Raw genomic sequence first — 21,975 nt, 5'->3', positions numbered from 1 at the left:
GCCCGCGGCCCGGTGCCGCCCGTACGAGACCTCGTGGAGGCATGATGCTGGCCGTGGACAAGCTCGGCAAGTCCTTCCAGAGCACCGTGGCCGCCGACGAGGTCTCCTTCGAGCTGCCGCCGGGCGGCTCGCTCGGGCTGGTCGGCGAGTCCGGCTCCGGTAAGACGACGATCGCCCGCATGCTGGTCGGCCTGGTCACCCCCGACTCCGGCACGATCACCGTGGCCGGCCGCGCCCGCGGCCCGAAGGAGCGCGGCAAGGCGGCCAGGCTGCGCAGGGCCCGCGAGATCCAGATGGTCTTCCAGGACCCCTACCTCTCGCTGGACCCCCGGCTGACCGCGACCGAATGCCTGCACACCTCGCTCCGCCTGCACGGCAAGCCCCCCGGCCGTGCCGCCGAGCTGCTCGACCAGGTGGGCCTCGGCAGCCGCGAGGCCGGCGCGCGCCCGCACCAGCTCAGCGGCGGCCAGCGGCAGCGCCTCGCGATCGCCAGGGCCCTCGCGGTCGAGCCGTCCGTGCTCGTGCTCGACGAGGCCGTGGCCGCGCTCGACGTCTCCATCCAGGCCCAGATCCTGGAGCTGCTGGCCCAGGTACGCCGCGACTCGGGCGTGGCCCTGCTGTTCGTCAGCCATGACCTGGCCGTCGTCCGGCACCTGTGCGACGAGACGCTGGTGCTGCACCGGGGGGTGGTCGTGGAGCGGGGCCCGGTCGAGCGGGTGCTGTCCGAGCCCGAGCACCCCTACACGCGCCTGCTGCTGGCCTCCGTGCCCGGCCCAGGCTGGGACCCGGCCAAGGTGGTGCGCTAGCGGCTAGCGCGCGGTCCAGGCCGATGCGTTCGCGGCGGCGTAGTCGGAGAAGTCCCGCGCGGGCCGGCCCAGCGCCTGGCGTACGCCGTCGGCGAGGTGCGCGTTGCGGCCGTCGAGCACCTCGGCGAACAGCCCGTTGAGCCCCTCGATCTCGTCCTCGGGCACGCCCTGCTCGCGGGCCCCCGCCGCGAACTGGCCGGCCGTCACCGGCACGTAGGCGATGTCCCGGCCCGTGGCCTTGGACAGCTCGGCGGCCACGTCCGCGAAGGTGAGCAGCCTCGGCCCGGTCAGCTCGTACAGCTTGCCGGTGTGGCCCTCCTGGGTCAGCGCCGCCACCACGACGTCCGCGATGTCGTCCACGTCCACGAACGGCTCGGGAACGTCCGCGATCGGCAGCGCGATCACTCCTTCGAGCACCGCGTCCAGCAGGTAGCCCTCGCTGAAGTTCTGCATGAACCAGCTGCACCGCACGATCGTCCAGTCGGCCCCTGACGTCTGGACGATCCGCTCGCTCGCCTCGGCCATCGGCTCCCCCCGGCCGGAGAGCAGGACCAGCCGCCCCACGCCGCTCGACACGGCGAGCTCGGTGAACGCCTGGACGGCTTCGACGGCCCCAGGGAAGGCGAGGTCCGGGTAGTAGGTCACGTACACCGAGTCGACGCCGTCCAACGCCGGCGCCCACGTCGACCGGTCGGTCCAGTCGAAGGGCGGTCTCGCGGAGCGCGAGCCGATCCGCCACGGATGGTCGAGAACGGTGAGCCGGTGAGCCACGCGGCGGCCGGTCTTGCCCGTGCCGCCCAGCACCAAAGTTGTCATGGCTCCAGTAAGCCGCCAGAGACTGAGACTCTCCATCGTTGAGAAGCGCAATCCCATATGCGATCGTCTAACCCATGGACCAGCTTGCCGCTCTACTCGACGGTCCGCGGGCGAGGGGCGCCTTCATGCTCCGCTCCATCCTCGATCCGCCCTGGTCGTTGCGGATTCAGGACGAGGCGCCGCTCACGGTGGTGGTGATGGTGCGCGGGGAGGCGTGGGTGGTGCCCGACGACGGTGACCTCACCAGGCTGAGTCCCGGGGAGGTGGTGATCGTGCGCGGGGCCGAGCCGTACACGGTGGCCGACGACCCCGCCACGCCGCCGCAGGTCGTCATCCACCCCGGCCAGCGCTGCGCCACGATCGACGGACAGTCCCTCTACCAGGAGCTGGACCTGGGCGTACGCACCTGGGGCAACGCCACGGACGGCGGCACCGTGATGATCACCTGCACCTACCACATGGAGGGGGAGGTGAGCAGGCGGCTGCTGGAGGTGCTGCCCACGCTGCTGGTCCAGCGGGGCGACCCGCTCCTCCCGCTGCTGGCCACCGAGATCGTCAAGGACCAGCCGGGACAGGGAGCGGTCCTCGACCGGCTGCTCGACCTGCTGCTCATCTCCGTGCTGCGGTCCTGGTTCGCCACCCACGAGGCGCCGGCCAGGTATCGGGCCCAGAGCGATCCGGTGGTCGGCCGGGCGATGCGGATGCTGCAGAACAACCCGGCCCACCCGTGGACGGTCGCCACGCTGGCCGCGCAGGTGGGCGTCTCGCGGGCCTCGCTGGCCAGGCGCTTCACCGAGCTGGTCGGCGAGCCGCCCATGGCGTTCCTGACCGGCTGGCGGCTGGCTCTGGCCGCCGACCTGCTGCGCGAGCCCGACACGACGATCGGCTCGGTGGCCAGGCAGGTCGGCTATGGCAGCCCGTTCGCGCTCAGCGCGGCCTTCAAGCGGGTGCGCGGCGTCAGCCCGCGGCAGCATCGGGCCGTCCGATGAGACCGCTGCTGCTGCTCGACGTCGACGGTGTGCTCAACCCGTTCAGTCGGCCCTCACCTGACTTCCGCCGGTACGTGTGCACGGTCGGCGAGGAGACCTACACCGTGCACCTCAACCCCAGGCACGGCACCAGGCTGCTGGAGCTGGCCCTGGTCACCGGTGCCGAGCTGGTCTGGGCGACGACCTGGGAACAGCACGCCAACCAGTGGATCGGGCCCCGGATCGGGCTGCCCGAGCTGCCCGTCATACCCATGGGGCCGGACCAGAGCGGTATGTACGGCGAGATGTTCAAGACGCCGCATGTGGCCGCCTATGTCGAGCGCAGGCCGTTCGTGTGGTTCGACGACCAGGTGTGGCTGGAGGACGAGGAATACCTCAGGGGCACTCAGGGTCTCGATGATTTCCTGCTCATTCATGTTGATCCCAGAGAGGGCCTGACCAGCCGACATCTCGCCCAGGCGCACGAGTGGCTGACCCTCTCAGGGTTTTCTCGGGGTTCCTAGTGGGATATCTCCTGCCTGACCATCCGTTTCTCAGGTAGGTACAACCACACGGAGGAACACGATGTACCGCTCACGAGAGCACAGAATCCTGGCCGGCGTCTGCGGCGGTCTCGCCGACAAGTTGGGCTGGTCTCCCACCCTCGTCCGGATCCTCTGGCTGCTGCTGTCGCTCATTCCCGGGCCGCTCTGGGTGGTCTACGTGATCATGTGGATCCTCATCCCCGAGGAGCCGAAGCGCTACTAGGCGTCTTATCCGAAAAGCGTCCTATCCTGGGACGCATGAGGGCAAGGCCACTGACACTCGTCCAGGATGAGCTCGTCGACTACGACAAGGCGATGGAGCGCATGACCGACCTCGTCGGTGAGCGCCAACGGGACGAGCGGCCGGACACGCTCTGGCTGCTGAGCCACCCGCCGGTCTACACGACCGGCCGCCGCACGCCGGTGACTCACCTGCCCGACCCGTCGCGTGGCATCCCCGTGGTCGAGACCGGCCGCGGGGGCCAGCTCACCTACCACGGCCCCGGGCAGCTCGTCGGCTACCTCATCGTCAAGCTGGGCGAGGAGGAGGGCATCGTCGACTACGTGCGGGAGGTGGAGCTGCGGCTGGTCGAGGCGCTGGGCGCGCTGGGGCTGCCCGCGGAGCGCCGCGACACCCCGCCCGGGTCCGAGTTGCTGACCGGCGTCTGGACGTCCGAGACGGGGCGCAAGGTCGTGTCCATCGGCATGAGGCAGAGCCGTGGCGTCACCAGCCACGGCTTCGCGCTCAACGTCGACGGTGACCTGGAGCCGTGGCACTGGGCGGTCGCGTGCGGCATGCCCGACGTGGACATGACCTCCCTCAAGAGGGAGCTCGAGGCCACGTCGATGGACACCGTCCGCTCGGCCGTGGCCACGGCTTTCGAGGCGTCCTAAGGCGTGGGCAGTTCGTCGACCGTCCTGCGTGGCCCGGTGAACCAGTGTTTGGCCGACAGCTTCCACCACAGGGCGATGCCGATCAGTACGACCCCGACCAGGACCGGCGCGTAGTTCACGTCCGTCCAGGTGAACTTCTCGTTGCCGGGGATCGCCGAGGGTTTGATCGGCATGATGAAGTAGATCGAGATGATCACGATCTCAATGCAGGCGATCCAGCACATGGCCCGATATTTCCGGCCAAGCGTCCACGGGCCGGGCCGGAACTTGTCGCCCATCCGCAGCCGCAGCCAGATCGGGATGAGGAACGCCAGGTAGAGCCCGATGACCGCGATCGACACGACGGCGAGGAAGGCCACCGGAGTGGTCGATCCCGGCGGCGCCCAGAGCGCGGGCAGCGTGATCAGCGCGGCCACCACACAGCCCGCGATGATGGCGTTGACCGGCGTGCGGTTGCGGTCGACCTTGGACCACAGCCGCCAGCCCGGGACGGCGCCGTCGCGCGAGAACGCGTAGGTCATCCGCGACATCGAGGTCACGCAGCTCATCCCGCAGAAGAACTGGCCGATCGTGGAGATCGCGAAGATCGCGGTGGCCAGCGGTGAGGAGAGCGCGGTCTCGAAGATGGCGCCCACGAAGCCGCCCTGCTTGTTGATCTCGTCCACGTTCGTCGCGGCGAACAGGAAGGCCAGCAGCAGGATCCAGCCGCCGATCGCCGAGTAGAAGATCGACTGCCAGAGTCCGCGAGCCGCCGCTGTGGAGGCGCCCTGCGTCTCCTCCGACACGTGCGCGCAGGCGTCGAAGCCGGTGATCGTGTACTGCGTGAGCAGGAAGCCCAGCGGCAGTACGTAGAACCAGAACGGTATGCCGCCCTCGCCGCTGCCGAAGCCGGAGTTGTTGATGGTGTCGGTGAAGACGAAGCCGACCGTCTGGTGGTGGGTCGGAGCGAAGATCAGGATCGCCACCACGACCGCGGCACCCGCCACGTGCCACCAGACCGAGACGTTCTGCAGCAGCGAGATGAGCCGGTGGCTGTAGATGTTGATCAGCGCGTGGAGCACCAGAACGATGACGAACAGCAGGAACGCGTTCCCGAGCGAGGCGTCCCACCCGCCGCCGGTGAGCCGGTTGATGGTGATGTTCAGGAACGTGGCGCAGCCGTAGTCGACCGACGCGGTGACCGCGATGAGGCCGATGAGGTTGAGCCAGCCGGTGAACCAGCCGTGGATTGGCTTGCCCATGGTGGCGGCCCACCAGTAGATGCCGCCCGCTGTCGGGTACGCGGAGACCAGCTCCGACATACAGAGACCGATGATCAGGATGAAAATGGAGATCAGCGGCCAGCCCCATGAGATGGCGATGGGGCCGCCGTTGTTCCAGGCCTGGCCGAAGGTGGTGAAGCAGCCGGCGAGGATCGAGATGATGGAGAAGGAGATGGCGAAGTTGGAAAAGCCGCTCCAGGTCCTGGACAGCTCCTGCTTGTAACCAAGCTCGGCGAGGCGCTTGGAATCCTCTTCTGTGGTCATTGAGGTCTCCCTGGGGGGTATGTGAAGGAGGGGACTCTCTGGGTATTTGGTCTAGGTCTAGACCATTTCCATCTCACAGGCAAGGCGTTACAGCCGAGTTTCGAGCTGGTAAGGACCGTTCTTTACCTAAATACGGCTGTGGCGCATATGTACCGCCCACGCGACCGCGGCCCCCACGGCGTACCAGAACAGGTCGGGCGGGTTGAAGGTGCTGCCCAGCAGCGGCCGGAGCAGCGGCGGGATCTCCCAGAGCTGGGCGAACTCGATCGCCCAGCTCAGCGCGGTCGCACCCAGCGCGGCCCACACCGGCCGGACGCGTGGCAGGACGAGCACGATGAGCAGATAGATCAGGACCGTGTAGAGCGCGTCGCCCGAGTATTTGGCGAACGGGCCGTCCCACAGCAGCCGCACCCCCAGCCCGGCCACGACGGTGACGACGGCGGCGGCGAGTACGGGCCAGCGAGACATCCCGCTCACGTTAGTAGCATCGGCCTACATGAGCGCGACGATGGTGGTGAAGGACCTCGCGGCGGGGCACGGCGAGCGGGTCCTGTTCTCGGGCCTCGACCTGGTGGTGGCCCCCGGCGACGTCATCGGGCTCGTGGGGGCCAACGGCGCGGGCAAGTCCACGCTGCTGCGCATGCTGGCCGGGCTCGACCGGCCCGAGGAGGGTTCGGTACGCCTCAGCCCGGCCACGGCCACGGTCGGCCATCTGCCGCAGGAGCCGGAGCGCCGCCCCGGCGAGACGGTCGGTCGGTTCCTGGCCAGGCGCACCGGCGTCGAGCGGGCGCAGCGGGAGCTCGACGAGGCCACCCAGGGCCTGGTCGAGGAGCGGCCGGGCGCCGACGACGACTACAGCGTCGCGCTGGAGCGCTGGCTCGCGCTCGGCGGCGCCGATCTGGAGGAGCGGGCGGCGGAGATCGGGCTGCCGGTGGACCTGGAGCAGCCCATGTCCTCGCTGTCCGGCGGCCAGGCGGCCCGCGCGGGGCTGGCCTCGCTGCTGCTCAGCCGCTATGACCTGTTCCTGCTCGACGAGCCGACCAACGACCTCGACCTCGACGGGCTCGACCGGCTGGAGGGCTTCGTCCACGGCCTGCGGGCCGGCACGGTGGTGGTCAGCCACGACCGTGAGTTCCTGGCCAGGACCGTCACCAAGGTGCTGGAGCTCGATCTGGCCCAGCAGCAGATCCGGTTGTACGGGGGTGGCTACCAGGCGTACCTGGACGAGCGTGAGGTGGCGAGGAGGCACGCCCGCGAGCGGTTCGAGGAGTACGCCGACACCCGCGCCCAGTTGGAATCCCGGGCCAGGACGCAGCGGTCCTGGATGGAGAAGGGCGTCAGGAACGCCCGGCGCAAGGCGACCGACAACGACAAGATCGGCCGCAACACGCGCATCGAGACGACCGAGAAGCAGGCCGGCAAGGCCCGCCAGTCGGAGAAGCTCATCGAGCGCCTCGAGGTGGTCGAGGAGCCGCGCAAGGAGTGGGAGCTGCGGATGGAGATCGCCGCCGCGCCCCGTTCCGGCGCGGTGGTGGCCACGCTGCGTGGCGCGGTGGTCAGGCGGGGAGCGTTCACGCTCGGGCCGGTCGATCTGGCGATCGGCTGGGCCGAGCGGGTGGCGATCACCGGGTCCAACGGCGCGGGCAAGACGACGCTGCTGGCCGCGCTGCTCGGGCGCACCCCGCTCGACGAGGGGGACGCCACGCTCGGGCCCGGCGTGGTGGTCGGCGAGGTGGACCAGGTCAGAGGGCTGTTCGAGGGGGAGGAGCCGCTGCTCGACGCGTTCGCCGCGCAGACGCCGGAGCTGCCGCCCGCCGAGGTGCGGACGCTGCTGGCGAAGTTCGGGCTGCGGGCCGCGCACGTGCTGCGGCCCGCCGACACGCTGTCGCCCGGTGAGCGTACCCGCGCGGCACTGGCCTTGTTGCAGGCCAGAGGCGTTAATCTGCTGGTGCTGGACGAGCCGACGAACCATCTCGATCTTCCCGCCATCGAGCAGTTGGAGTCGGCCCTGTCGAGCTACCCGGGCACGTTGCTGCTGGTCACCCACGATCGGCGGATGCTCGACGCCGTACACGTCGATCGCCGCCTGAGTGTGAGCGACGGGACGGTCCTTGAGCTCGGCTGAAAATTTACACCGCTCAAGGAAACGAAGGTGAAACAATTTTCCGGCACTCGTTGACACGCAGTGTTCGTATGGTGTGCCTTTCTCTACACAGGACACCCCCGCCTGAAGGTGAGGCACAATGAGGAAATGGTTCGCACGCCTGGCTCTGCTGGGCGTAGCGGTATTAGTCGCTGGTCAGGGCCAGGCGGCCCAAGCCGCGGAACCGGCAGCGGGGAAGAAGATCGTCCGCATCGGCGCGACGCAGTCGATGGACTCGATGAACCCCTTCCTGGCGGTCAGGCTGGTCTCGTCGGCGATCCAGCGTGAGATGTACAGCTTCCTGACCGTGCCCGACCCCAAGACGCTGAAGCCCAGCCCGGACCTGGCCGAGTCGTGGACGACCTCGCCCGACGGGCTCACGTGGACGTTCAAGATCCGCGGCGCCAAGTGGTCCGACGGCCAGCCGGTCACCGCCGAGGACGCGGCCTGGACGTTCAACAAGGTCATGACCGACGATGCCGCGAAGACCGCCAACGGTCCGGCCGTCGAGAACTTCGAGAGCGTCACCGCCAACGGCCAGGACCTGGTCATCAAGACCAAGGCTCCACAGGCGTCCATGCTGGAGAACCCGATCCCGATCATGCCCAAGCATGTCTGGGAGAAGGTCACCGACATCGCCAAGTACGAGGCCGACGTCTACCCGGCCGTGGGCAGCGGGCCGTACATCGCGGTCGAGCAGAAGAAGGACCAGTACGTCAAGCTCAAGGCCAACCCCGACTACTGGCTGGGCAAGCCCAAGATCGACGAACTGCAGTTCATCTTCTATGACAACCCGCAGGCCGCCATCGCCGGCCTGAAGAAGGGTGACATCGACCTGATCGGCCGCATGACGCCGCCGGACTTCGAGTCGATCAAGGGCGACCCCAACATCGAGCAGTGGAACACGCAGGGCCGCCGCGCCGCGTACCTGGAGGTCAACCCCGGCGCCACCACCACGGACAACAAGCCCGTCGGCGACGGTCACCCCGCGCTGAAGGACCCGAAGGTGCGCACCGCGCTGCACTACGCGATCGACAAGCAGAAGCTGGCCGACGAGGTGCAGAGCGGCCTGGCCAAGCCCGCCGACGGCTCGATCATCCCGCCGTTGTACAAGGAGTTCTTCTGGGAGGCCACGGGCGACCAGAAGGTCACCTACGACGTCGCCAAGGCCAACAAGATCCTCGATGACGCCGGCTACAAGAAGGGCGCCGACGGCGTCCGTACGATGCCCGACGGCAAGAAGAAGCTGGAGTTCCGCTTCAGCATCCACACCGACACCCCGATCGAGGACAAGCTCGCCGAATACCTGACGGGCTTCTTCAAGGAGATCGGCGTCACGCTGACCACGGTGAAGCTCGACTCCAGCAAGTTCGGCGAGCAGACGGGCGTCACAGGGCTGTACGACATCGCGATCAGCGGCTGGTCGGTCAACCCCGACCCCGAAGAGGTCCTGGCCACGCACCTGTGCAGCCGCAGGCCCACCGCGACGGGCGAGGGTGGCGGCACCGAGTCGTTCTACTGCGACCCGGCCTACGAGAAGCTCTACCAGGAGCAGCTCAAGGAGCTCGACCGGGCCAAGCGCGTCGAGATCATCAAGAAGATGCAGGAGCGCCTCTACACCGACGCTCCGGTGATCGCCATCTACTACCCGAACGACCTTGAGGGCTACCGCAAGGACCGGATCACCAGCATCACCCCGATCCCCGAGGACAAGGGCCTGATCTACGGCGGCAGCAGCGGCTATCCGTTCTACGCCATGGACGTCAAGGCCACCGCCACGGCGGGGTCCGCCGCCGCCGGCGGCGGCTCCAACACCGGCCTCATCGCCGGCGTGGTCGGCGGTGTCGTGGTCATCGGCCTCGCCGCGTTCTTCCTGACCCGGCGGCGTAAGAGCGTCGCCGACGAGCGCGAATGACCACTCCGCTCGAAGCGGCAGAGCCCGCCGTCCAGGCGGCGGGCTCTGGTGACGACCGCCCCGCCTACCGAGGCACGCTGAAATACGCGCTGTCGAAGGTCGGCGGGGCGTTGTTCAGCGTCGCCATGGTGATCGTCGGCACGTTCTTCGTGTTCCGGCTGCTGCCCGGCGACCCCGTGCGCAACCTCGCGCAGGGCCGCAACATGACCCCGACGCAGCTCGCCCTGGAACGGCACCGGCTCGGCCTGGACAAGTCGCTGTTCGACCAGTTCTTCGACTTCGTCGGCAAGACGCTCCACTTCGACCTGGGCACCTCCTACGAGTACAACCGGCCGGTCCTCAGCCTCATCGGCGAGCGGTTCCCCGCGACGCTGCTGCTCGCGGGCGGGGGCCTGGTCATCGCGGTCAGCCTCGGGATCTGGCAGGGCCAGCGGGCCGGATGGCGGCGCGGCAGCCGCTTCGACCGGATCTCCACGGGCGTCTCGCTGGTGCTGTGGTCCATGCCGACGTTCTGGCTGGGGCTGCTCCTGCTCATGGTGTTCGGCGTCGGGATCGGGCCAATTCCCGGCCTCTTCCCGACCCGGGGCATCGAGAGCGTGGACGCGCCCGACGGCTTCGCCTACGTGCTCGACGTGGGCATGCACATGGTGCTGCCGTGCCTGACCCTGGTGGCCGTGGTCTACGCCCAGTACCTGCTGGTCATGCGGTCGTCGCTGCTGGAGGAGGTGGGCCAGGACTACGTGAACGTGGCCCGCGCCAAGGGCCTGCGCGACGAGGAGGTACGGCGGCGCCACGCGGTCCCCAACGCGCTGCTGCCCACGGTGACCCTGGTCTTCATGCGCATCGGCTTCGTGGTCAGCGGCGCGGTCACCGTCGAGACCATCTACAGCTGGCCCGGGCTCGGGCAGCTGTTCTACGAGGCGATCAGGGTGCCTGACTTCACACTCATGCAGGGCACGTTCATGCTGATCACCGTCGCGGTGATCCTCATGAACACGCTGGCCGACGTGGTCTACCACATCATCGACCCGAGGGTGAGGTCGGCATGACCTCCGTCGCCGCGTCCCGCAGACGGCTGGCGCTCGGCCGCTTCTGGGGGAGCTTCCGCCAGGAGCGGGCCGGGATGGCCGGGCTGGTGGTGCTGGTCGCCGCGGTCCTTCTGGCGCTGATCGCGCCGCTGTTCATCGATGACGGCGTGACCAGCGTGGTGAGCGGCACGACCGACAAGTGGGCGGCGCCCAGCCTCGCGGAGCCGTTCGGCACCGACGAGTCCGGCCGGTCCATCCTGCTGATGGTCTGGTGGGGCTCGCGTACCTCGCTGCTCATCGGCTTCCTCGCCGCCCTGCTGAGCATCGTGATCGGCATGATCGTCGGCATCGCCGCCGGGCACTTCCGCGGCTGGATCGGGGCCGTGCTCATGCGGGTCACCGACTGGTTCCTGGTGCTGCCCTCGCTGATCACGGCGCTGGTGCTGGCGGCCATCCTGGGCGGCAGCACGGCCACGATCATCGTGGCCATCGGCATCACCACCTGGCCGTCCACCGCCCGGCTGATCAGGTCTCAGACGCTGTCCGTGGAGGCCAGGCCGTACATCGAGCGGTCGAAGGCGCTCGGCGGCGGGCACTGGCACATCACCACCCGGCACGTGCTGCCGAACGTGGCGCCGCTGCTGCTCGCCAGCACCACGCTGGAGGTCGCCAGCGCGATCGTCACCGAGTCCACGCTGGCCTTCCTCGGCGTCAGCTCGAACAAGACCTCCTGGGGCACGATGCTGCGCGCGGCCTACGACTTCGGCGCCCCCACCCACGGCGCGTGGTGGTACATCCTCATTCCCGGCCTGTGCATCCTCGCCGTCGTCATGGCGTTCACGCTGGTGGGACGCGCACTGGAAGCCGTGCTCAACCCGCGGCTCAGGAAGGCGGGCGCATGACCCTCCTCGAACTCGACGACCTCTCGGTGACGTACCGGATCGCCTCGGGCGAGGTGCCGGCCGTACGGGGAGTGTCGCTGAAGCTGGACTCGGGGGCGGCGCTCGGGGTGGCGGGCGAGTCGGGATCCGGCAAGTCGACGCTGGCCATGGCGCTGCTGCGACTGCTGCCGCGCGACGCCCGCGTCGCCGGCCGGGTCCTGCTCGACGGCGAGGACATCCTCGCCATGAAGTGGGGCCGCCTGCGCGCGGTCCGCTGGGCCGAGGCGTCGATCGTCTTCCAGGGCGCCCAGCACGGTCTCAACCCGGTGCGCAGGATCGGCGACCAGATCGCCGAGCCGCTGCTGGTGCACAACCTGGCCAAGCCCGACCAGGCCGGCAAGCGGGTGGCCGAGCTGCTCGAACAGGTCGGCATGCCCACCTGGCGGGCCCGCAGCTACCCGCACGAGCTCTCCGGCGGCCAGCGGCAACGTGTGATGATCGCGATGGCACTGGCCTGCTCGCCGCGGCTGATCATCGCCGACGAGCCGACGACCGCGCTCGACGTGATGGTCCAGGCCCAGGTGCTGACCTTGATCAAGGAGCTGATCGCCGAGCAGAGCATCTCGCTGGTCATGATCTCGCACGACCTCTCGGTGCTCGCCGACGTCTGCGACCAGCTCGCGGTCATGTACGCGGGCCGGGTCGTGGAGAACGGCCCGTCGCGCGAGGTGTTCCACGAGGCCAAGCACCCCTACACGCGGGCACTGGCGGCGGCCTTCCCCACGGTCGGCGACCCGGTGTCGCGGCTGGCGCCCAAGGGACTCGGCGGCGATCCGCCGGACCCGATGGACCTGCCCACCGGCTGCACGTTCCATCCACGCTGCCCGGTGGCGCTGGATGAGTGCGCGACCCTCGATGTCGAGCTCTGGCCCGCGGGCGACAGCCGTGCCGCTGCCTGCGTGCACGTACGGGCGAAGGAGGAGGCCTCATGATCGAGACGGAGACGTCCTCGGACACCGTCGACACGGCGCGCCACACCCTGCTGGAGGCCCGTGACCTGCACGTGGAGTTCCCCTCGCGGGGGCGGCGGGCCCGTGCGGTCGACGGGGTGAACCTGTCGATCGGCGCGGGCGAGATCGTGGCGCTCGTCGGCGAGTCCGGCTGCGGCAAGACCACGCTGGCGCGCACGCTGATGGGCCTGGAACGTCCTACCTCGGGCTCCGTCGTGTACGACGGGGCGCCGCTGGACTACCGCTCCAAGGCGCTCAAGGCGTACCGGAAGATCGTCCAGCTCGTCCTTCAGGACCCGATGGGCTCGCTGAACCCGCGGCACACCGTCTACGAGGCGGTCGCCGAGGGCCCGCGCATCCACGGCCTGTCCGGCGAGCGGGAGATCGTGGCCGAGGCGCTGTCCAGGGCCGGGCTGCGGCCGCCTGAGCGGTTCTTCCAGCGCTATCCGCACGAGCTGTCGGGCGGTCAGCGCCAGCGGGTGGTCATCGCCGGGGCGTTGGCCCTGAGCCCCAAGGTGCTGGTCGCCGATGAGCCGGTGGCCTCGCTCGACGCCTCGGTGCGGGGCGAGATCCTCGCGCTGCTGCTCAAGCTCCGCGCGGACCTGGGCCTGTCGGCGCTGGTCGTCACCCACGACCTCGGGCTGGCCTGGAACATCGCCGACCGGGTCGCGGTCATGTACCTCGGCAGGATCGTCGAGTCGGGCCCGGTCGAGCAGGTGCTGACCGCTCCCCGGCACCCGTACACGCAGGCCCTGCTGTCGGTGCTGCCGGAGTCGCCCGAGCGGATCGTGCTGACGGGCGAGCCGCCGGACCCGACGCGGATCCCGGGCGGCTGCCGCTTCCACGCCCGCTGCCAGGTGCTCGCCTCCGGCAAGGCGGCCGAGGCGGGCGTGGACGCCAAGTGCCGGTCGGAACTGCTCGACATCCTGCCCGCCACGGCGGCGGCGCAGGCGGCCTGCCACTACGCGGAGCTCAGCGCTTGAGTCCCGCGGAGCTCGGCTTTCGAGCTGCGCGGGGCCGCTTGAGCTGCCCGGTGCTCAGCGCTTGAACGCCGTGGCGTGCTCGGCGGCCCACTGGGCGAAGGAACGCGGTGCCCGGCCGGTGACCTGCTCGACGGTCGGGACCACCGTGTAGCCGGCCTCGGGGGTGTCGCCGAGCGCGCCGATGAGGAACTCGATCGTCTCCGGCCCCATGCCGTCGCCGCGCCACTTGGCGCGGGCCTCGTCCTCGGAGAGCTCGACGAAGCGGATCTCCTGGCCGACGGCCTCGCTGAGGATGCGTACCTTCTCCGTGGTGGTGATGGCCTGCGGCCCGGTCAGCGTGTACGTCTTACCCGCATGGCCGTCGCTCGTCAGCACGGTGGCCGCCACGGCGGCGATGTCGCGCTCGTGCACCACGGCGCTGAGCCGGCCGCCGAACGGCTCCCTGATGACACCCTCGGCCTTGATCGTCTGGGCCCACCACTGCAATGTGTTGGACATGAACTCGACCGGCGCCAGCAGCGTCCACTCCAGCTCACTGGTGGCCAGGGCCTGCTCCAGCGGGCCGTCGGCACGCCCGCCCAGGACGGTGATCTTGCGCACGCCCGACGTGCCGGCCAGCGCCACGAGCTGCTCGCCGGTCTTCAGCGGCGCGTAGTCGTCGCCCGCGAAGTTGATGAGATGAACGGCCTCGACGCCCTCGAAGGCGGCCATAAGGCTGTTCGGCTCGGCCAGGTCCCCGGCGACGACCTCCACACCCTCGGGCAGGTCGGCCTTGGCCGGGTCGCGGGTCAGGGCGCGCACCTGGTGCCCGTTCCGGGCGAGCTCGTCGACGATGAGGCGGCCGACGGTTCCGGTGGCACCGGTGACGAGGATCGTCATGACAGGCTCCTTCTGGCATTTATGCGGAACGGAACGTTCGGTTCTCACTATACCAGAACGGAATGCTTTATTCCTCGTAATTCTTCAGCGCGATGGCCGTCGCGGCGCGGGCCATGGGGCCGGCGATGCGGTCGATCATCCGGTCGCGGCCGGGCAGGTGGGGGAGCAGCTTGATCATCCTGGTCTGGAACCAGATGACCGCGCGCGACGGCAGCACCATGCCCTTGACGTTGGCCGGGCCCAGCTTCTGGTTGACGTCCACGAACGCCCGCATCTCCCGCTCGAAGCCGTCGACGCCGCCGCCGGACGCCAGCTCACCGGCCAGCACGTACGCCCCCACCAGGGCCAGGCTGGTGCCCTGACCCGAGGCCGGCGAGGCGCAGTAGGCGGCGTCGCCGACCAGCACGACCCGGCCCGTCGACCAGCGGTCCATGTGGATCTGGCTGACGGAGTCGAAGTAGAAGTCCGTCGACCCGCGTACGGCTTCGAGCAGCTCGGGCACCTCCCACTCGACCCCGGCCATGGCCTGGGCCAGCAGTTCCTTCTGCCGGCCGAGGTCGCGGTGGTCATAGGTGAGCGGCTGCGACGACCACATGAACAGCGCCTTGGCGTTGGAGTCCTGCCGCGTGCTGTAGACGTTCGCGGTCCGGCCGGGGGCGGCGTGGACCGCCTCCTCGCGGTCGAGGCCCAGGCGGTTGGGGACCGTACAGATCGAGATGTAGTAGCCGAGGTCGCGGACGAACGCCGACTCGTCGCCGAAGGCCAGCCGGCGGGTGTTGGAGTGCACGCCGTCGGCGCCGACGACCAGGTCGAACCGCCGCGGCGCCGACCGCTCGAAGGTCACCGTCCCGTCCTCGGAGATGCCGGTGATCGAGTCGTCGAAGATGTACTCGACGTCGTCGCGGGTCAGGTCGTACAGGAGCTCGTTGAGGTCGCCGCGCATGATCTCGGCGTCGGTGCCCTCGCGCCCGCCGAACAGGTCGGCGTCCATCTCCGCGATCCGCTGGCCCTTGGCGTCGTAGTGCGTGGCGATCCGCATGTCGGTGCTCTTGGCGCGGACCGCGTCGAGGAGGCCCATCCGCTCGATCACGTCGAGTGCCACGCCGCGGATGTCGACCTTGTAGCCGCCCTCGCGGAGTGCGGGCGCCCGCTCCACCACGGTCGGGGTGAAGCCGTGCTGCCGCAGCCAGTAAGCCGTCGCGGTGCCGGCGATGCTCGCGCCGGAGATCAGGATGTTCGTCATGTCCTGAAAGGTACACGCGTCTCAGACGCTTGTCTAGAACGATTGTGTTAGACTTTGCGGCATGGGAAACCGGGAAGATCTGCTGGCCGGGGCCAAGCGTTGCCTGATCGAGAAGGGCTACTCGCGCACGACGGCGCGCGACATCGCCACCGCCTCCGGCGTGAGCCTGGCGGGCATCGGCTATCACTTCAGATCGAAGGAAGCGCTGATGAACGAGGTGCTGTTCGAGGTGATGCGCGAGTGGGGCGATGACCTGGCGGCGACACTGACCGCCGACGTCAAGGCCGACGCGACGCCCCTCGAACGCTTCGAGGCGGCGTGGGACCGGGTGATCGAGTCATTCGACCGGCTGCGGCCGCTCTGGGTCACCCAGTTCGAGCTGCTGGGCCAGATCGATCACACGCCGGACATCCGGCAGCAGCTCGTGGCCGGCATCCAAGAGGGGCGCGTCGGGCTGGCGGAGTTGTTCGAGGGCATCGACCCGGCGGCCGACCCGGAGCGGGCGCGGCTGGTCGGCACGTTCTACCAGGCCATGCTGACGGGGTTCCTGTCGCAGTGGCTGGTCGACCCGGACAGCGCGCTGTCGGGCCGCGAGGTGGTCGCGGCCCTGCGCATGGTCCAGAACTCGGGTTAGCTCGGGTTGGCTCGGGTCAGAAGGCGCTGATCGTGGCGGGCGCCCGCTCGGCCCGGCTCAGCGTGCGGATCACCGCCGTCGCGCCATGACGGTGTACGGCCAGCCGCGCCAGCAGCTCGACGACCGGATCGATGACCGAGGCCGGCAGCTTGGGAGTCTCCACGCCCACGCTGGCGGCCAGGTCGTCGGAGTGCACGACCAGCTCGATCAGGCGGGTGAGCAGGAAGTCGTCGAACCGCAGCGACCAGCCCGACCACGGCAGGTGCACCACCTTGTCGCGGGCCTGCGCGGGCAGCTCGGCCCGCTGCCGGTCGAACAGCTCCCCGGCCCTGGTGGCCAGGGCCGCCGGACCGTCGGCGGCGGCCGCTTCACCGGCCCGCCTGATGCCCACGTTGCTCTCGTGGTCGAGACCCGCCTGCACCCACGGCGACCTGGTGTAGTGCTCGATCAGCGGGACCGGCTCGGCGGGCCGGCCGCCGTCGTCGAGCAGGTTGTCGACCCGGACGAGCTGGTGGGCCAGGTGCGCGGCCAGGCCCGCGACGCTGAACTCGTTCAGCGCGCTCGGCTTCTCCCACGCGGCGGCCACGGCGGGCTCGCGCAGCAGCGCCACCGCGGACTCCGCGGCGACCAGATAGGACTCTCTGATCTCCCCCATGTGCCGCCCTTCCCCGGGTTCTGGTGATGACCCGGCCCACACTATCCCGCGCTGGATCAGGGTGAGCGCGCGCCTCTGAGGGCCATGCGGCCGGTCGCCGGGCGGCGCACTTGATTGCTGGGACTCAGTCCAGGGCGCGCTTGATCGCCGCCCTGATGAAGACCCGGGCCAGCGTCCCGCGCCTGAACCGGCTCAGGAACGGCCGCGGCATGTCGTACCGGCGGGCTCGGACGTCCGCCACCACGTTCATGGGCGCGCCCAGCTCGGCCAGCACGTCCAGGGCCTCCCGCTTGGTGATCAGCCGCCCGTCCCGCAACGTGACCGTGGCTCTGGCCACGGTGATCATCCCGAGATCCACCCAGATGTCCTGCAGCCAGCGCTTACGTCCACGTGTCTTGACCAGCCAGAAGTCCCGGAGATCGGTCCGGATGAACTCGCCCAGCTCCTGGTCCGACACCGGCGGCAGCAGTCCCGCGGGCGGCTCGCCGTACAGCTCGAGAGCGCCCGCGTGCAGCTCGCGGCGGGTCACAGGCGTGACCGGCCGCTCGTACAGCTCCTGGTGCGCCCAGGTCACATGCTCGGTCGCGAAGTCCGACAGCCGGTGCCTGGGCATGTAGGAGCAGTGCAGATGCTCGACGAGCGGCAGATCGAGCCGCTCGTGCAGCTTGGCGAGCCGCCGCCGCTGCTCCTCGGTGACGTCCGTCTCGACCACCGCGATGAGATCGAGATCGCTCTTGCCCGGCTGGTAGTCGCCCGCCGCGAGCGACCCGTGCGCCCACAACGCGACGAGGGGTACGGCCGGCCTGAGGTCGTCGAGAAAACGGGTTAGCAGAAGATCGGTGGGCCCGTGCATGATGGCCACTATGGTCGAGACGAGTTCCAACCGAAAAGTTGCCCTGGTCACGGGCGTGGGCCGCACCGTCGGCATCGGCGCGGGGATCGCCCGCCAGTTGGCGGCCGCGGGCTGGGACATCGCCTACACCTACTGGACCCCGTATGACGAACGCATGGCCTGGGGCGCCGAGCCCGAGGCGGCCGACGCGATCGGCAAGTCCCTCGCCGGGCGCGGCGCGGCGATCGAGGCGGACCTGGCGGACGTCGACACCCCCGCACGGATCTTCGACGAGGCCGAACGCCGGCTGGGCAACGTCACGGCCCTGGTGATGTGCCACTGCGAGTCGGTCGACTCGGGCCTGCTCGACACCACCGTCGCGAGCTTCGACCGGCACTTCGCCGTCAACGCGCGCGCCACCTGGCTGCTGGTCCGCGAGTACGGACGCCGCTTCACGGGCACCCGCGGCACCGGCCGGATCATCGGCCTCACCAGCGACCACACCGTCGGCAACCTGCCCTACGGCGCGAGCAAGGCCGCCCTGGACCGCATCATCCTGGCCGCCGCCCGCGAGCTGGCCCACCTCGGCGTCAGCGCCAACGTCATCAACCCCGGCCCGGTGGACACCGGCTGGATGTCGGACGAGGCCCGGGAGAGCCTCACCCGCCAGACCCCGCACAACCGACTCGGCACGCCCCAGGACACCGCCCACCTCGTCGACTTCCTCTGCTCACCCCAGGGGCAGTGGATCAACGGTCAGCTGCTGATGAGCAACGGCGGCTTCGCCTAGAGCGCGTGGCCTCCCGCCACCTGACCGGGGCGTTTCGTATCGACCATCCAAGGAGCATGTTCGTGATCGACCCGAAGGTGCGAGGGAGAGTGGCGCTGGTGACCGGCGCCAACCAGGGCATCGGTGCTGCCACCGCCGTCGCGCTGGCCGCGCAGGGGGTCGCCGTGTTCCTGACGTACAAGCGGCTGGCACCAGTGAACCATCCGGCCTATCCGGATGGGTACAACACGTCGCGAGGCGCGGGAGCCGACGACGTCGTACGGCGCATCCGCGAGGCGGGCGGCACGGCGGAGGCGGCCGAGGCCGACCTGGCCGACCCCGAGACGCCGCGAGCGCTGTTCGACCTGGCCGAGCGGGCGCTGGGGCCGGTGGAGATCCTGGTCAACAATGCCAGCAGCGGCTCACTGGGCGACACGTTCACGCCTGATGGGCACGACGCGTTCGGGCGGCCGCTGCGGCCGGTGGACGCGGAGAGCTACGACCGGCAGTTCGCCGTGGACGTACGCGCCGCGACGCTGCTGATCGCCGAGTTCGCACGGCGCCACATCGAGCGCCGAGCGGACTGGGGCCGGATCATCGGGCTCACATCCGGCGGACCCGACGGCTTCCCGACCGAGGTCTCTTATGGCGCGGCGAAGGCGGCACAGGAGAACTTCACCATGTCGGCGGCCCACGAGCTGGGCCGCTACGGCATCACGGCCAACATGGTCTACCCGGCGGCCACCGACACGGGCTGGGTGAACGCCGAGGTCGAGCGGGCGGTGGCGGCCAACAGCCCGCTGCGGCACGTCGGGCGGCCAGAGGAGGTGGCCGACGTGATCACCTTTCTCGTCTCGCACCAGGCGCGAACCGTCACCGGCCAGCGCGTCAGGCTCTACTGATGCGTCACGGCGGGCTGAACAGCGCGCTCACCGACTCGCCGTCGGTCGTGCCTCTGGCGATCTCGTCGTCCAGGATGATCACGTCCTTGCCCTCGACCTCGCCGATCACCGAGCTGACTTCTTTGCTACGCCGGCAGGCTCCAGCTCAGCCCTGTGGGGTTGCCGAGCCATACCTGCTGGCCCTCACGGGTTACCGTGAGCCCGAAGCCAGACTGATGCGGGCTGCCTGCTTCCTGCCACATCTCGATGGCTTTCTCCACCGCATCCCACAGGCGAACCGGCCCGTGCTGTCGTACCGTCCACTCGCCTGCGGGGCCCGGTAGGGCCTCGGCTCGCGAGCCGGTGCCGACGTCGAGCAGGAAAGTGGTTCCGTCCTCTCCCCAGGAACACTGCGCTTGGGGTATCGCAAGCTGAGCGACCCACAGAGCCGCTTGATTCTCCAAGATCGCTGGGTTGATCCTGCTCTTGGACGTGTCGCCGATGCCTCGCACCATCGGAGGGCGCGGTGGAGGCAGGTGGGAGCGGGCGGTAATGAAATACAGGTCGTCTTCCAAGAAACGGCCACTGGCCGTGCCGTCATGGGCCATGGTGATGTGCGCGAACGCAACTCCCCCCATCCACCCTCGCATGGGGGCTGTAATGGTGCCTCCTGGTCGAACCTGTGACATCCATTCTCGGGGGATTGTGCGAACCGAGCAGGTTGCGATCAGCCGATCGTATGGGGCGTTCTCGGCGTATCCGTATAGACCGTCTCCCTCCACTAGCGTGGGGGTATAACCTTCCCCAATGATCGCCTCACGGGCGCGAGCGGCCACCGTCGGATCGCACTCGACTGAGCTGATCGCGGCGTTTCCCAGCCGCTGACACATCAATACGGTTGAGTAGCCCGTACCTGTGCCTATTTCTAGGACCGTGTCCCCTTCGCTGATCTGGGCCGCCTCCAGCATCCTCACGATGAGGCCGGGGAGCGTGGACGATGACCGTGGCTCACCCTGCACAACTCCTGTCGCTTCCTCGGCCATAAGGTCGCCCACCTGGGTTACCCAGGTCTCGTTGGAGTAGGCCAAGCTCAGCCACTCTTCCTCACTGACCTCGGAACGCCGTAGTGGCGTCCACAAGTCGCCTCGGGCCGGATCGGACAGGTAGAGGGCATCGCCTAGGAATCGCTCCCGCGGCACCGTTGCTAGCGCGTTGTGCCAGTCGGGCGATGCTATTGAGCCCGCAAGGACGAGGCGGAGGCTAGCGGCAGTGGCGGTCATGGCCACCATCCTTCCAGCAGTACGTCAGCGAAAGCGTCGGCTATCGCTTCGCTGTTCGGCAGCCATCCCCATTGGCCGTTGGGGTTGCATTCGACGAATGTCCACACCTCCGATGATTTGGCTTCCCCCGATTCGAGTGTGAAGTCAAAACAGCCGAAGGTCAGCCCAAAGTGATCGAGGTAAGCAAAAAGGGATTTCCTGATCGCTTCAGGGACTTCGATGGTGTCGTGGACTAGTTGGCCCCAGTCGCCAGAGCGCCAGTCCAGCGATCTGTCAGACGTTGTGATTCTGCTTGCGAATACTTGTCGGCCAACGACGGTCACGCGGGCGTCGCTGGTCTTCTGTATTTCTTCCTGGAACATGTGGCTGGTCATTGACACCGTGCCGTCCAGATCATCGGGGCTGATCCGTTGTGTCCAGATCTGGCTCGCCTGACCATCGACCGCTGGGGCGCCCCGGAAGGACTTGTAGATGGTTCGCCCGTGTTTCAGGGAGAAATCGCGGGCTGAGGGTAGATCGTTCGTGACCAATGTCGAAGGGATCTTCATGCCCACCTGAGTGGCCACCTGCAGCTGGGTCACCTTGTAGTCCGCGCGTTCAGTCGCGGAGGGATGATTGACGTAACGGCAATTTGGCAAGGTCCTCAGCAGCCCACCAAGCCCGAATCGGGCTTCGGTGAGTATAAATCGCCTCGCCTGGTCTTGCGTCGCGTCGCTGCGCAATGACGTGGGGCGGCGATAGTAGGCCGCCGCGATCTCATCCAAGGGGACGTCACGGCTGGGTGTGCGAAGCCACCCGCTCCAGCTCGCGCGCTTGCTGTCGATGAGTGCGCTGACCGTCACCCCGGTGCCGATATCGACAGGGTCGATACGCAACACCTGTACCTTGCGTTCGTTCAGCGCTTCGATGACCATATTGGCCGTCGCATCATCCAATGACGTGACGACCAATACGGCATACGGAATTGCGTGCATCTGTCAGTCGGTAGAGTCGTCGGCGACCTTCGGCGAGTTGCCGGACCCGTCGCTACCGCCCTGTGACATGGTGACCGTACCCCGTTGCATGTCCACGATCGCCCCGGCGGCGTCGCGGAAGGTCGTGAGCTGCGTCGCGGCATCGAAATCGACGGTGTGATATTCCGGCTTTGTCTCCGAGAGCTGGGTCATTCGCCCCAAACCCCACGGGCGTATGGCAGGGCGATTTCAAGGTCGCCGCTGTGAGGTGATGGTCACGTGATGTCCGGATCCATCGTCGCTACATAGCGTGACCGCAGAAATAATGATGACC

24 protein-coding genes are annotated in these 21,975 nt (G+C 68.7%); 14 read left to right on the top strand and 10 right to left on the bottom strand.

Annotated features, from left to right (window positions below):
- Positions 1 to 41: 41 nt before the first annotated feature.
- On the top strand, positions 42 to 806 hold the full coding sequence (locus AB0F17_RS55025; RefSeq protein WP_358041677.1) for an ABC transporter ATP-binding protein: 765 nt from the start codon (positions 42 to 44) through the stop codon (positions 804 to 806).
- A 3-nt stretch (positions 807 to 809) separates the two neighbouring features.
- Here AB0F17_RS55025 and AB0F17_RS55020 read toward each other — a convergent pair whose 3' ends face one another.
- Positions 810 to 1,622, bottom strand: coding sequence for an NAD(P)H-binding protein (locus tag AB0F17_RS55020; protein WP_358041674.1), 813 nt, complete (start codon positions 1,620 to 1,622; stop codon positions 810 to 812).
- 74 nt (positions 1,623 to 1,696) lie between these two features.
- Here AB0F17_RS55020 and AB0F17_RS55015 point away from each other — a divergent pair, with 74 nt between their 5' ends.
- The 4 genes from AB0F17_RS55015 to lipB all read left to right on the top strand — a co-directional run bounded on the left by AB0F17_RS55015 (position 1,697) and on the right by lipB (position 4,029).
- On the top strand, positions 1,697 to 2,611 hold the full coding sequence (locus AB0F17_RS55015; RefSeq protein ID WP_358041672.1) for an AraC family transcriptional regulator: 915 nt from the start codon (positions 1,697 to 1,699) through the stop codon (positions 2,609 to 2,611).
- Positions 2,608 to 3,114 (top strand): HAD domain-containing protein, encoded by a 507-nt coding sequence (locus AB0F17_RS55010; protein ID WP_358041669.1) that lies wholly within the window; start codon positions 2,608 to 2,610, stop codon positions 3,112 to 3,114. The genes AB0F17_RS55015 and AB0F17_RS55010 overlap by 4 nt, the downstream gene beginning before the upstream one ends.
- A gap of 61 nt (positions 3,115 to 3,175) precedes the next feature.
- Positions 3,176 to 3,358: a PspC domain-containing protein gene (locus tag AB0F17_RS55005; protein WP_358041665.1), complete on the top strand. Its 183-nt coding sequence runs from the start codon at positions 3,176 to 3,178 to the stop codon at positions 3,356 to 3,358.
- Between the two features lie 35 nt (positions 3,359 to 3,393).
- Entirely contained in the window at positions 3,394 to 4,029 is a 636-nt protein-coding gene (gene lipB / locus AB0F17_RS55000; protein ID WP_358041662.1) for a lipoyl(octanoyl) transferase LipB, read from the top strand.
- Here the strand turns inward: lipB and AB0F17_RS54995 are convergent.
- Positions 4,026 to 5,555: an amino acid permease gene (locus AB0F17_RS54995; protein ID WP_358041660.1), complete on the bottom strand. Its 1,530-nt coding sequence runs from the start codon at positions 5,553 to 5,555 to the stop codon at positions 4,026 to 4,028. The genes lipB and AB0F17_RS54995 overlap by 4 nt on opposite strands.
- 126 nt (positions 5,556 to 5,681) lie before the next feature.
- Entirely contained in the window at positions 5,682 to 6,023 is a 342-nt protein-coding gene (locus tag AB0F17_RS54990; protein ID WP_358041657.1) for a DUF2809 domain-containing protein, read from the bottom strand.
- Positions 6,024 to 6,051: 28 nt separating this feature from the next.
- Between AB0F17_RS54990 and AB0F17_RS54985 the strand changes: the two genes are divergently transcribed.
- The 6 genes from AB0F17_RS54985 (at position 6,052) to AB0F17_RS54960 (ending at position 13,515) form a co-directional block, all read left to right on the top strand.
- Positions 6,052 to 7,680, top strand: coding sequence for an ABC-F family ATP-binding cassette domain-containing protein (locus tag AB0F17_RS54985; RefSeq protein WP_358041654.1), 1,629 nt, complete (start codon positions 6,052 to 6,054; stop codon positions 7,678 to 7,680).
- Positions 7,681 to 7,798: 118 nt separating this feature from the next.
- On the top strand, positions 7,799 to 9,613 hold the full coding sequence (locus AB0F17_RS54980) for an ABC transporter substrate-binding protein (protein WP_358041651.1): 1,815 nt from the start codon (positions 7,799 to 7,801) through the stop codon (positions 9,611 to 9,613).
- Positions 9,610 to 10,662 carry an ABC transporter permease gene (locus AB0F17_RS54975; protein ID WP_358041648.1) on the top strand — a complete coding sequence of 351 codons (1,053 nt, stop codon included), beginning with the start codon at positions 9,610 to 9,612 and terminating at the stop codon, positions 10,660 to 10,662. Before AB0F17_RS54980 ends, AB0F17_RS54975 begins: the two co-directional genes overlap by 4 nt.
- A complete protein-coding gene (locus AB0F17_RS54970) occupies positions 10,659 to 11,543 on the top strand; it encodes an ABC transporter permease (RefSeq protein ID WP_358041645.1) in 885 nt (294 codons plus the stop codon). Before AB0F17_RS54975 ends, AB0F17_RS54970 begins: the two co-directional genes overlap by 4 nt.
- Complete coding sequence (locus AB0F17_RS54965) at positions 11,540 to 12,514, top strand: ABC transporter ATP-binding protein (protein WP_358041642.1); 975 nt, start codon at positions 11,540 to 11,542, stop codon at positions 12,512 to 12,514. The genes AB0F17_RS54970 and AB0F17_RS54965 overlap by 4 nt, the downstream gene beginning before the upstream one ends.
- Entirely contained in the window at positions 12,511 to 13,515 is a 1,005-nt protein-coding gene (locus tag AB0F17_RS54960; protein WP_358041640.1) for an ABC transporter ATP-binding protein, read from the top strand. The genes AB0F17_RS54965 and AB0F17_RS54960 overlap by 4 nt, the downstream gene beginning before the upstream one ends.
- Positions 13,516 to 13,569: 54 nt before the next feature.
- Here the strand turns inward: AB0F17_RS54960 and AB0F17_RS54955 are convergent, their stop codons facing one another.
- Together AB0F17_RS54955 and AB0F17_RS54950 are read right to left on the bottom strand one after the other, a co-directional pair.
- Positions 13,570 to 14,394 carry an NAD(P)H-binding protein gene (locus AB0F17_RS54955; RefSeq protein ID WP_358041638.1) on the bottom strand — a complete coding sequence of 275 codons (825 nt, stop codon included), beginning with the start codon at positions 14,392 to 14,394 and terminating at the stop codon, positions 13,570 to 13,572.
- 67 nt (positions 14,395 to 14,461) lie between these two features.
- Positions 14,462 to 15,637, bottom strand: a complete 1,176-nt coding sequence (locus tag AB0F17_RS54950; protein ID WP_358041636.1) for an FAD-dependent monooxygenase — start codon at positions 15,635 to 15,637, stop codon at positions 14,462 to 14,464.
- 61 nt (positions 15,638 to 15,698) lie between these two features.
- On the opposite strand from AB0F17_RS54950, the gene AB0F17_RS54945 reads away from it, so the two are divergent.
- Positions 15,699 to 16,271 (top strand): TetR/AcrR family transcriptional regulator, encoded by a 573-nt coding sequence (locus tag AB0F17_RS54945; protein ID WP_358041634.1) that lies wholly within the window; start codon positions 15,699 to 15,701, stop codon positions 16,269 to 16,271.
- A 16-nt stretch (positions 16,272 to 16,287) separates the two neighbouring features.
- Here the strand turns inward: AB0F17_RS54945 and AB0F17_RS54940 are convergent, their stop codons facing one another.
- The gene (locus AB0F17_RS54940) at positions 16,288 to 16,926 is read right to left on the bottom strand and encodes a maleylpyruvate isomerase N-terminal domain-containing protein (protein WP_358041631.1); all 639 of its coding nucleotides are present in this window, start codon (positions 16,924 to 16,926) and stop codon (positions 16,288 to 16,290) included.
- Positions 16,927 to 17,050: 124 nt separating this feature from the next.
- The gene (locus tag AB0F17_RS54935; RefSeq protein WP_358041629.1) at positions 17,051 to 17,779 is read right to left on the bottom strand and encodes a nucleotidyltransferase domain-containing protein; all 729 of its coding nucleotides are present in this window, start codon (positions 17,777 to 17,779) and stop codon (positions 17,051 to 17,053) included.
- 10 nt (positions 17,780 to 17,789) lie between these two features.
- Between AB0F17_RS54935 and AB0F17_RS54930 the strand changes: the two genes are divergently transcribed.
- Together AB0F17_RS54930 and AB0F17_RS54925 are read left to right on the top strand one after the other, a co-directional pair.
- Complete coding sequence (locus tag AB0F17_RS54930; protein WP_358041626.1) at positions 17,790 to 18,548, top strand: SDR family oxidoreductase; 759 nt, start codon at positions 17,790 to 17,792, stop codon at positions 18,546 to 18,548.
- 62 nt (positions 18,549 to 18,610) lie between these two features.
- A complete protein-coding gene (locus AB0F17_RS54925) occupies positions 18,611 to 19,429 on the top strand; it encodes an SDR family oxidoreductase (RefSeq protein ID WP_358041623.1) in 819 nt (272 codons plus the stop codon).
- Positions 19,430 to 19,554: 125 nt separating this feature from the next.
- On the opposite strand, the gene tgmC is transcribed toward AB0F17_RS54925, so the two are convergent.
- The 3 genes from tgmC to AB0F17_RS54910 are packed head-to-tail and all read right to left on the bottom strand — an operon-like array spanning position 19,555 to position 21,863.
- The gene (gene tgmC, locus AB0F17_RS54920; protein ID WP_358041620.1) at positions 19,555 to 20,688 is read right to left on the bottom strand and encodes an ATP-grasp peptide maturase system methyltransferase; all 1,134 of its coding nucleotides are present in this window, start codon (positions 20,686 to 20,688) and stop codon (positions 19,555 to 19,557) included.
- Complete coding sequence (locus AB0F17_RS54915; RefSeq protein ID WP_358041617.1) at positions 20,685 to 21,662, bottom strand: MvdC/MvdD family ATP grasp protein; 978 nt, start codon at positions 21,660 to 21,662, stop codon at positions 20,685 to 20,687. The genes tgmC and AB0F17_RS54915 overlap by 4 nt, the downstream gene beginning before the upstream one ends.
- Positions 21,663 to 21,665: 3 nt before the next feature.
- Positions 21,666 to 21,863, bottom strand: coding sequence for a putative ATP-grasp-modified RiPP (locus AB0F17_RS54910; protein WP_358041615.1), 198 nt, complete (start codon positions 21,861 to 21,863; stop codon positions 21,666 to 21,668).
- Positions 21,864 to 21,975: the final 112 nt, after the last annotated feature.

Source organism: Nonomuraea sp. NPDC026600, from assembly GCF_040638335.1.
Taxonomy (GTDB): Bacteria; Actinomycetota; Actinomycetes; order Streptosporangiales; family Streptosporangiaceae; genus Nonomuraea.
Note: the sequence above shows the minus strand (reverse complement) of the source record. Positions and strands in the feature narration are given on the sequence as shown.

Bases quoted from the DNA above. Each gene is read 5' to 3' on its own strand.
- AB0F17_RS54930 (WP_358041626.1), top strand. From the start codon at position 17,790: ATGGTCGAGACGAGTTCCAACCGAAAAGTTGCCCTGGTCACGGGCGTG.
- AB0F17_RS54995 (WP_358041660.1), bottom strand. From the start codon at position 5,555: ATGACCACAGAAGAGGATTCCAAGCGCCTCGCCGAGCTTGGTTACAAG.
- AB0F17_RS54915 (WP_358041617.1), bottom strand. From the start codon at position 21,662: ATGCACGCAATTCCGTATGCCGTATTGGTCGTCACGTCATTGGATGAT.
- AB0F17_RS54985 (WP_358041654.1), top strand. From the start codon at position 6,052: ATGAGCGCGACGATGGTGGTGAAGGACCTCGCGGCGGGGCACGGCGAG.
- tgmC (WP_358041620.1), bottom strand. From the start codon at position 20,688: ATGACCGCCACTGCCGCTAGCCTCCGCCTCGTCCTTGCGGGCTCAATA.
- AB0F17_RS54950 (WP_358041636.1), bottom strand. From the start codon at position 15,637: ATGACGAACATCCTGATCTCCGGCGCGAGCATCGCCGGCACCGCGACG.
- AB0F17_RS54955 (WP_358041638.1), bottom strand. From the start codon at position 14,394: ATGACGATCCTCGTCACCGGTGCCACCGGAACCGTCGGCCGCCTCATC.
- AB0F17_RS54975 (WP_358041648.1), top strand. From the start codon at position 9,610: ATGACCACTCCGCTCGAAGCGGCAGAGCCCGCCGTCCAGGCGGCGGGC.
- AB0F17_RS54960 (WP_358041640.1), top strand. From the start codon at position 12,511: ATGATCGAGACGGAGACGTCCTCGGACACCGTCGACACGGCGCGCCAC.
- AB0F17_RS54980 (WP_358041651.1), top strand. From the start codon at position 7,799: ATGAGGAAATGGTTCGCACGCCTGGCTCTGCTGGGCGTAGCGGTATTA.
- AB0F17_RS54970 (WP_358041645.1), top strand. From the start codon at position 10,659: ATGACCTCCGTCGCCGCGTCCCGCAGACGGCTGGCGCTCGGCCGCTTC.
- AB0F17_RS54940 (WP_358041631.1), bottom strand. From the start codon at position 16,926: ATGGGGGAGATCAGAGAGTCCTATCTGGTCGCCGCGGAGTCCGCGGTG.
- AB0F17_RS55020 (WP_358041674.1), bottom strand. From the start codon at position 1,622: ATGACAACTTTGGTGCTGGGCGGCACGGGCAAGACCGGCCGCCGCGTG.
- AB0F17_RS54965 (WP_358041642.1), top strand. From the start codon at position 11,540: ATGACCCTCCTCGAACTCGACGACCTCTCGGTGACGTACCGGATCGCC.
- AB0F17_RS55005 (WP_358041665.1), top strand. From the start codon at position 3,176: ATGTACCGCTCACGAGAGCACAGAATCCTGGCCGGCGTCTGCGGCGGT.
- AB0F17_RS55025 (WP_358041677.1), top strand. From the start codon at position 42: ATGATGCTGGCCGTGGACAAGCTCGGCAAGTCCTTCCAGAGCACCGTG.
- lipB (WP_358041662.1), top strand. From the start codon at position 3,394: ATGAGGGCAAGGCCACTGACACTCGTCCAGGATGAGCTCGTCGACTAC.
- AB0F17_RS55010 (WP_358041669.1), top strand. From the start codon at position 2,608: ATGAGACCGCTGCTGCTGCTCGACGTCGACGGTGTGCTCAACCCGTTC.
- AB0F17_RS54935 (WP_358041629.1), bottom strand. From the start codon at position 17,779: ATGCACGGGCCCACCGATCTTCTGCTAACCCGTTTTCTCGACGACCTC.
- AB0F17_RS55015 (WP_358041672.1), top strand. From the start codon at position 1,697: ATGGACCAGCTTGCCGCTCTACTCGACGGTCCGCGGGCGAGGGGCGCC.
- AB0F17_RS54945 (WP_358041634.1), top strand. From the start codon at position 15,699: ATGGGAAACCGGGAAGATCTGCTGGCCGGGGCCAAGCGTTGCCTGATC.
- AB0F17_RS54990 (WP_358041657.1), bottom strand. From the start codon at position 6,023: ATGTCTCGCTGGCCCGTACTCGCCGCCGCCGTCGTCACCGTCGTGGCC.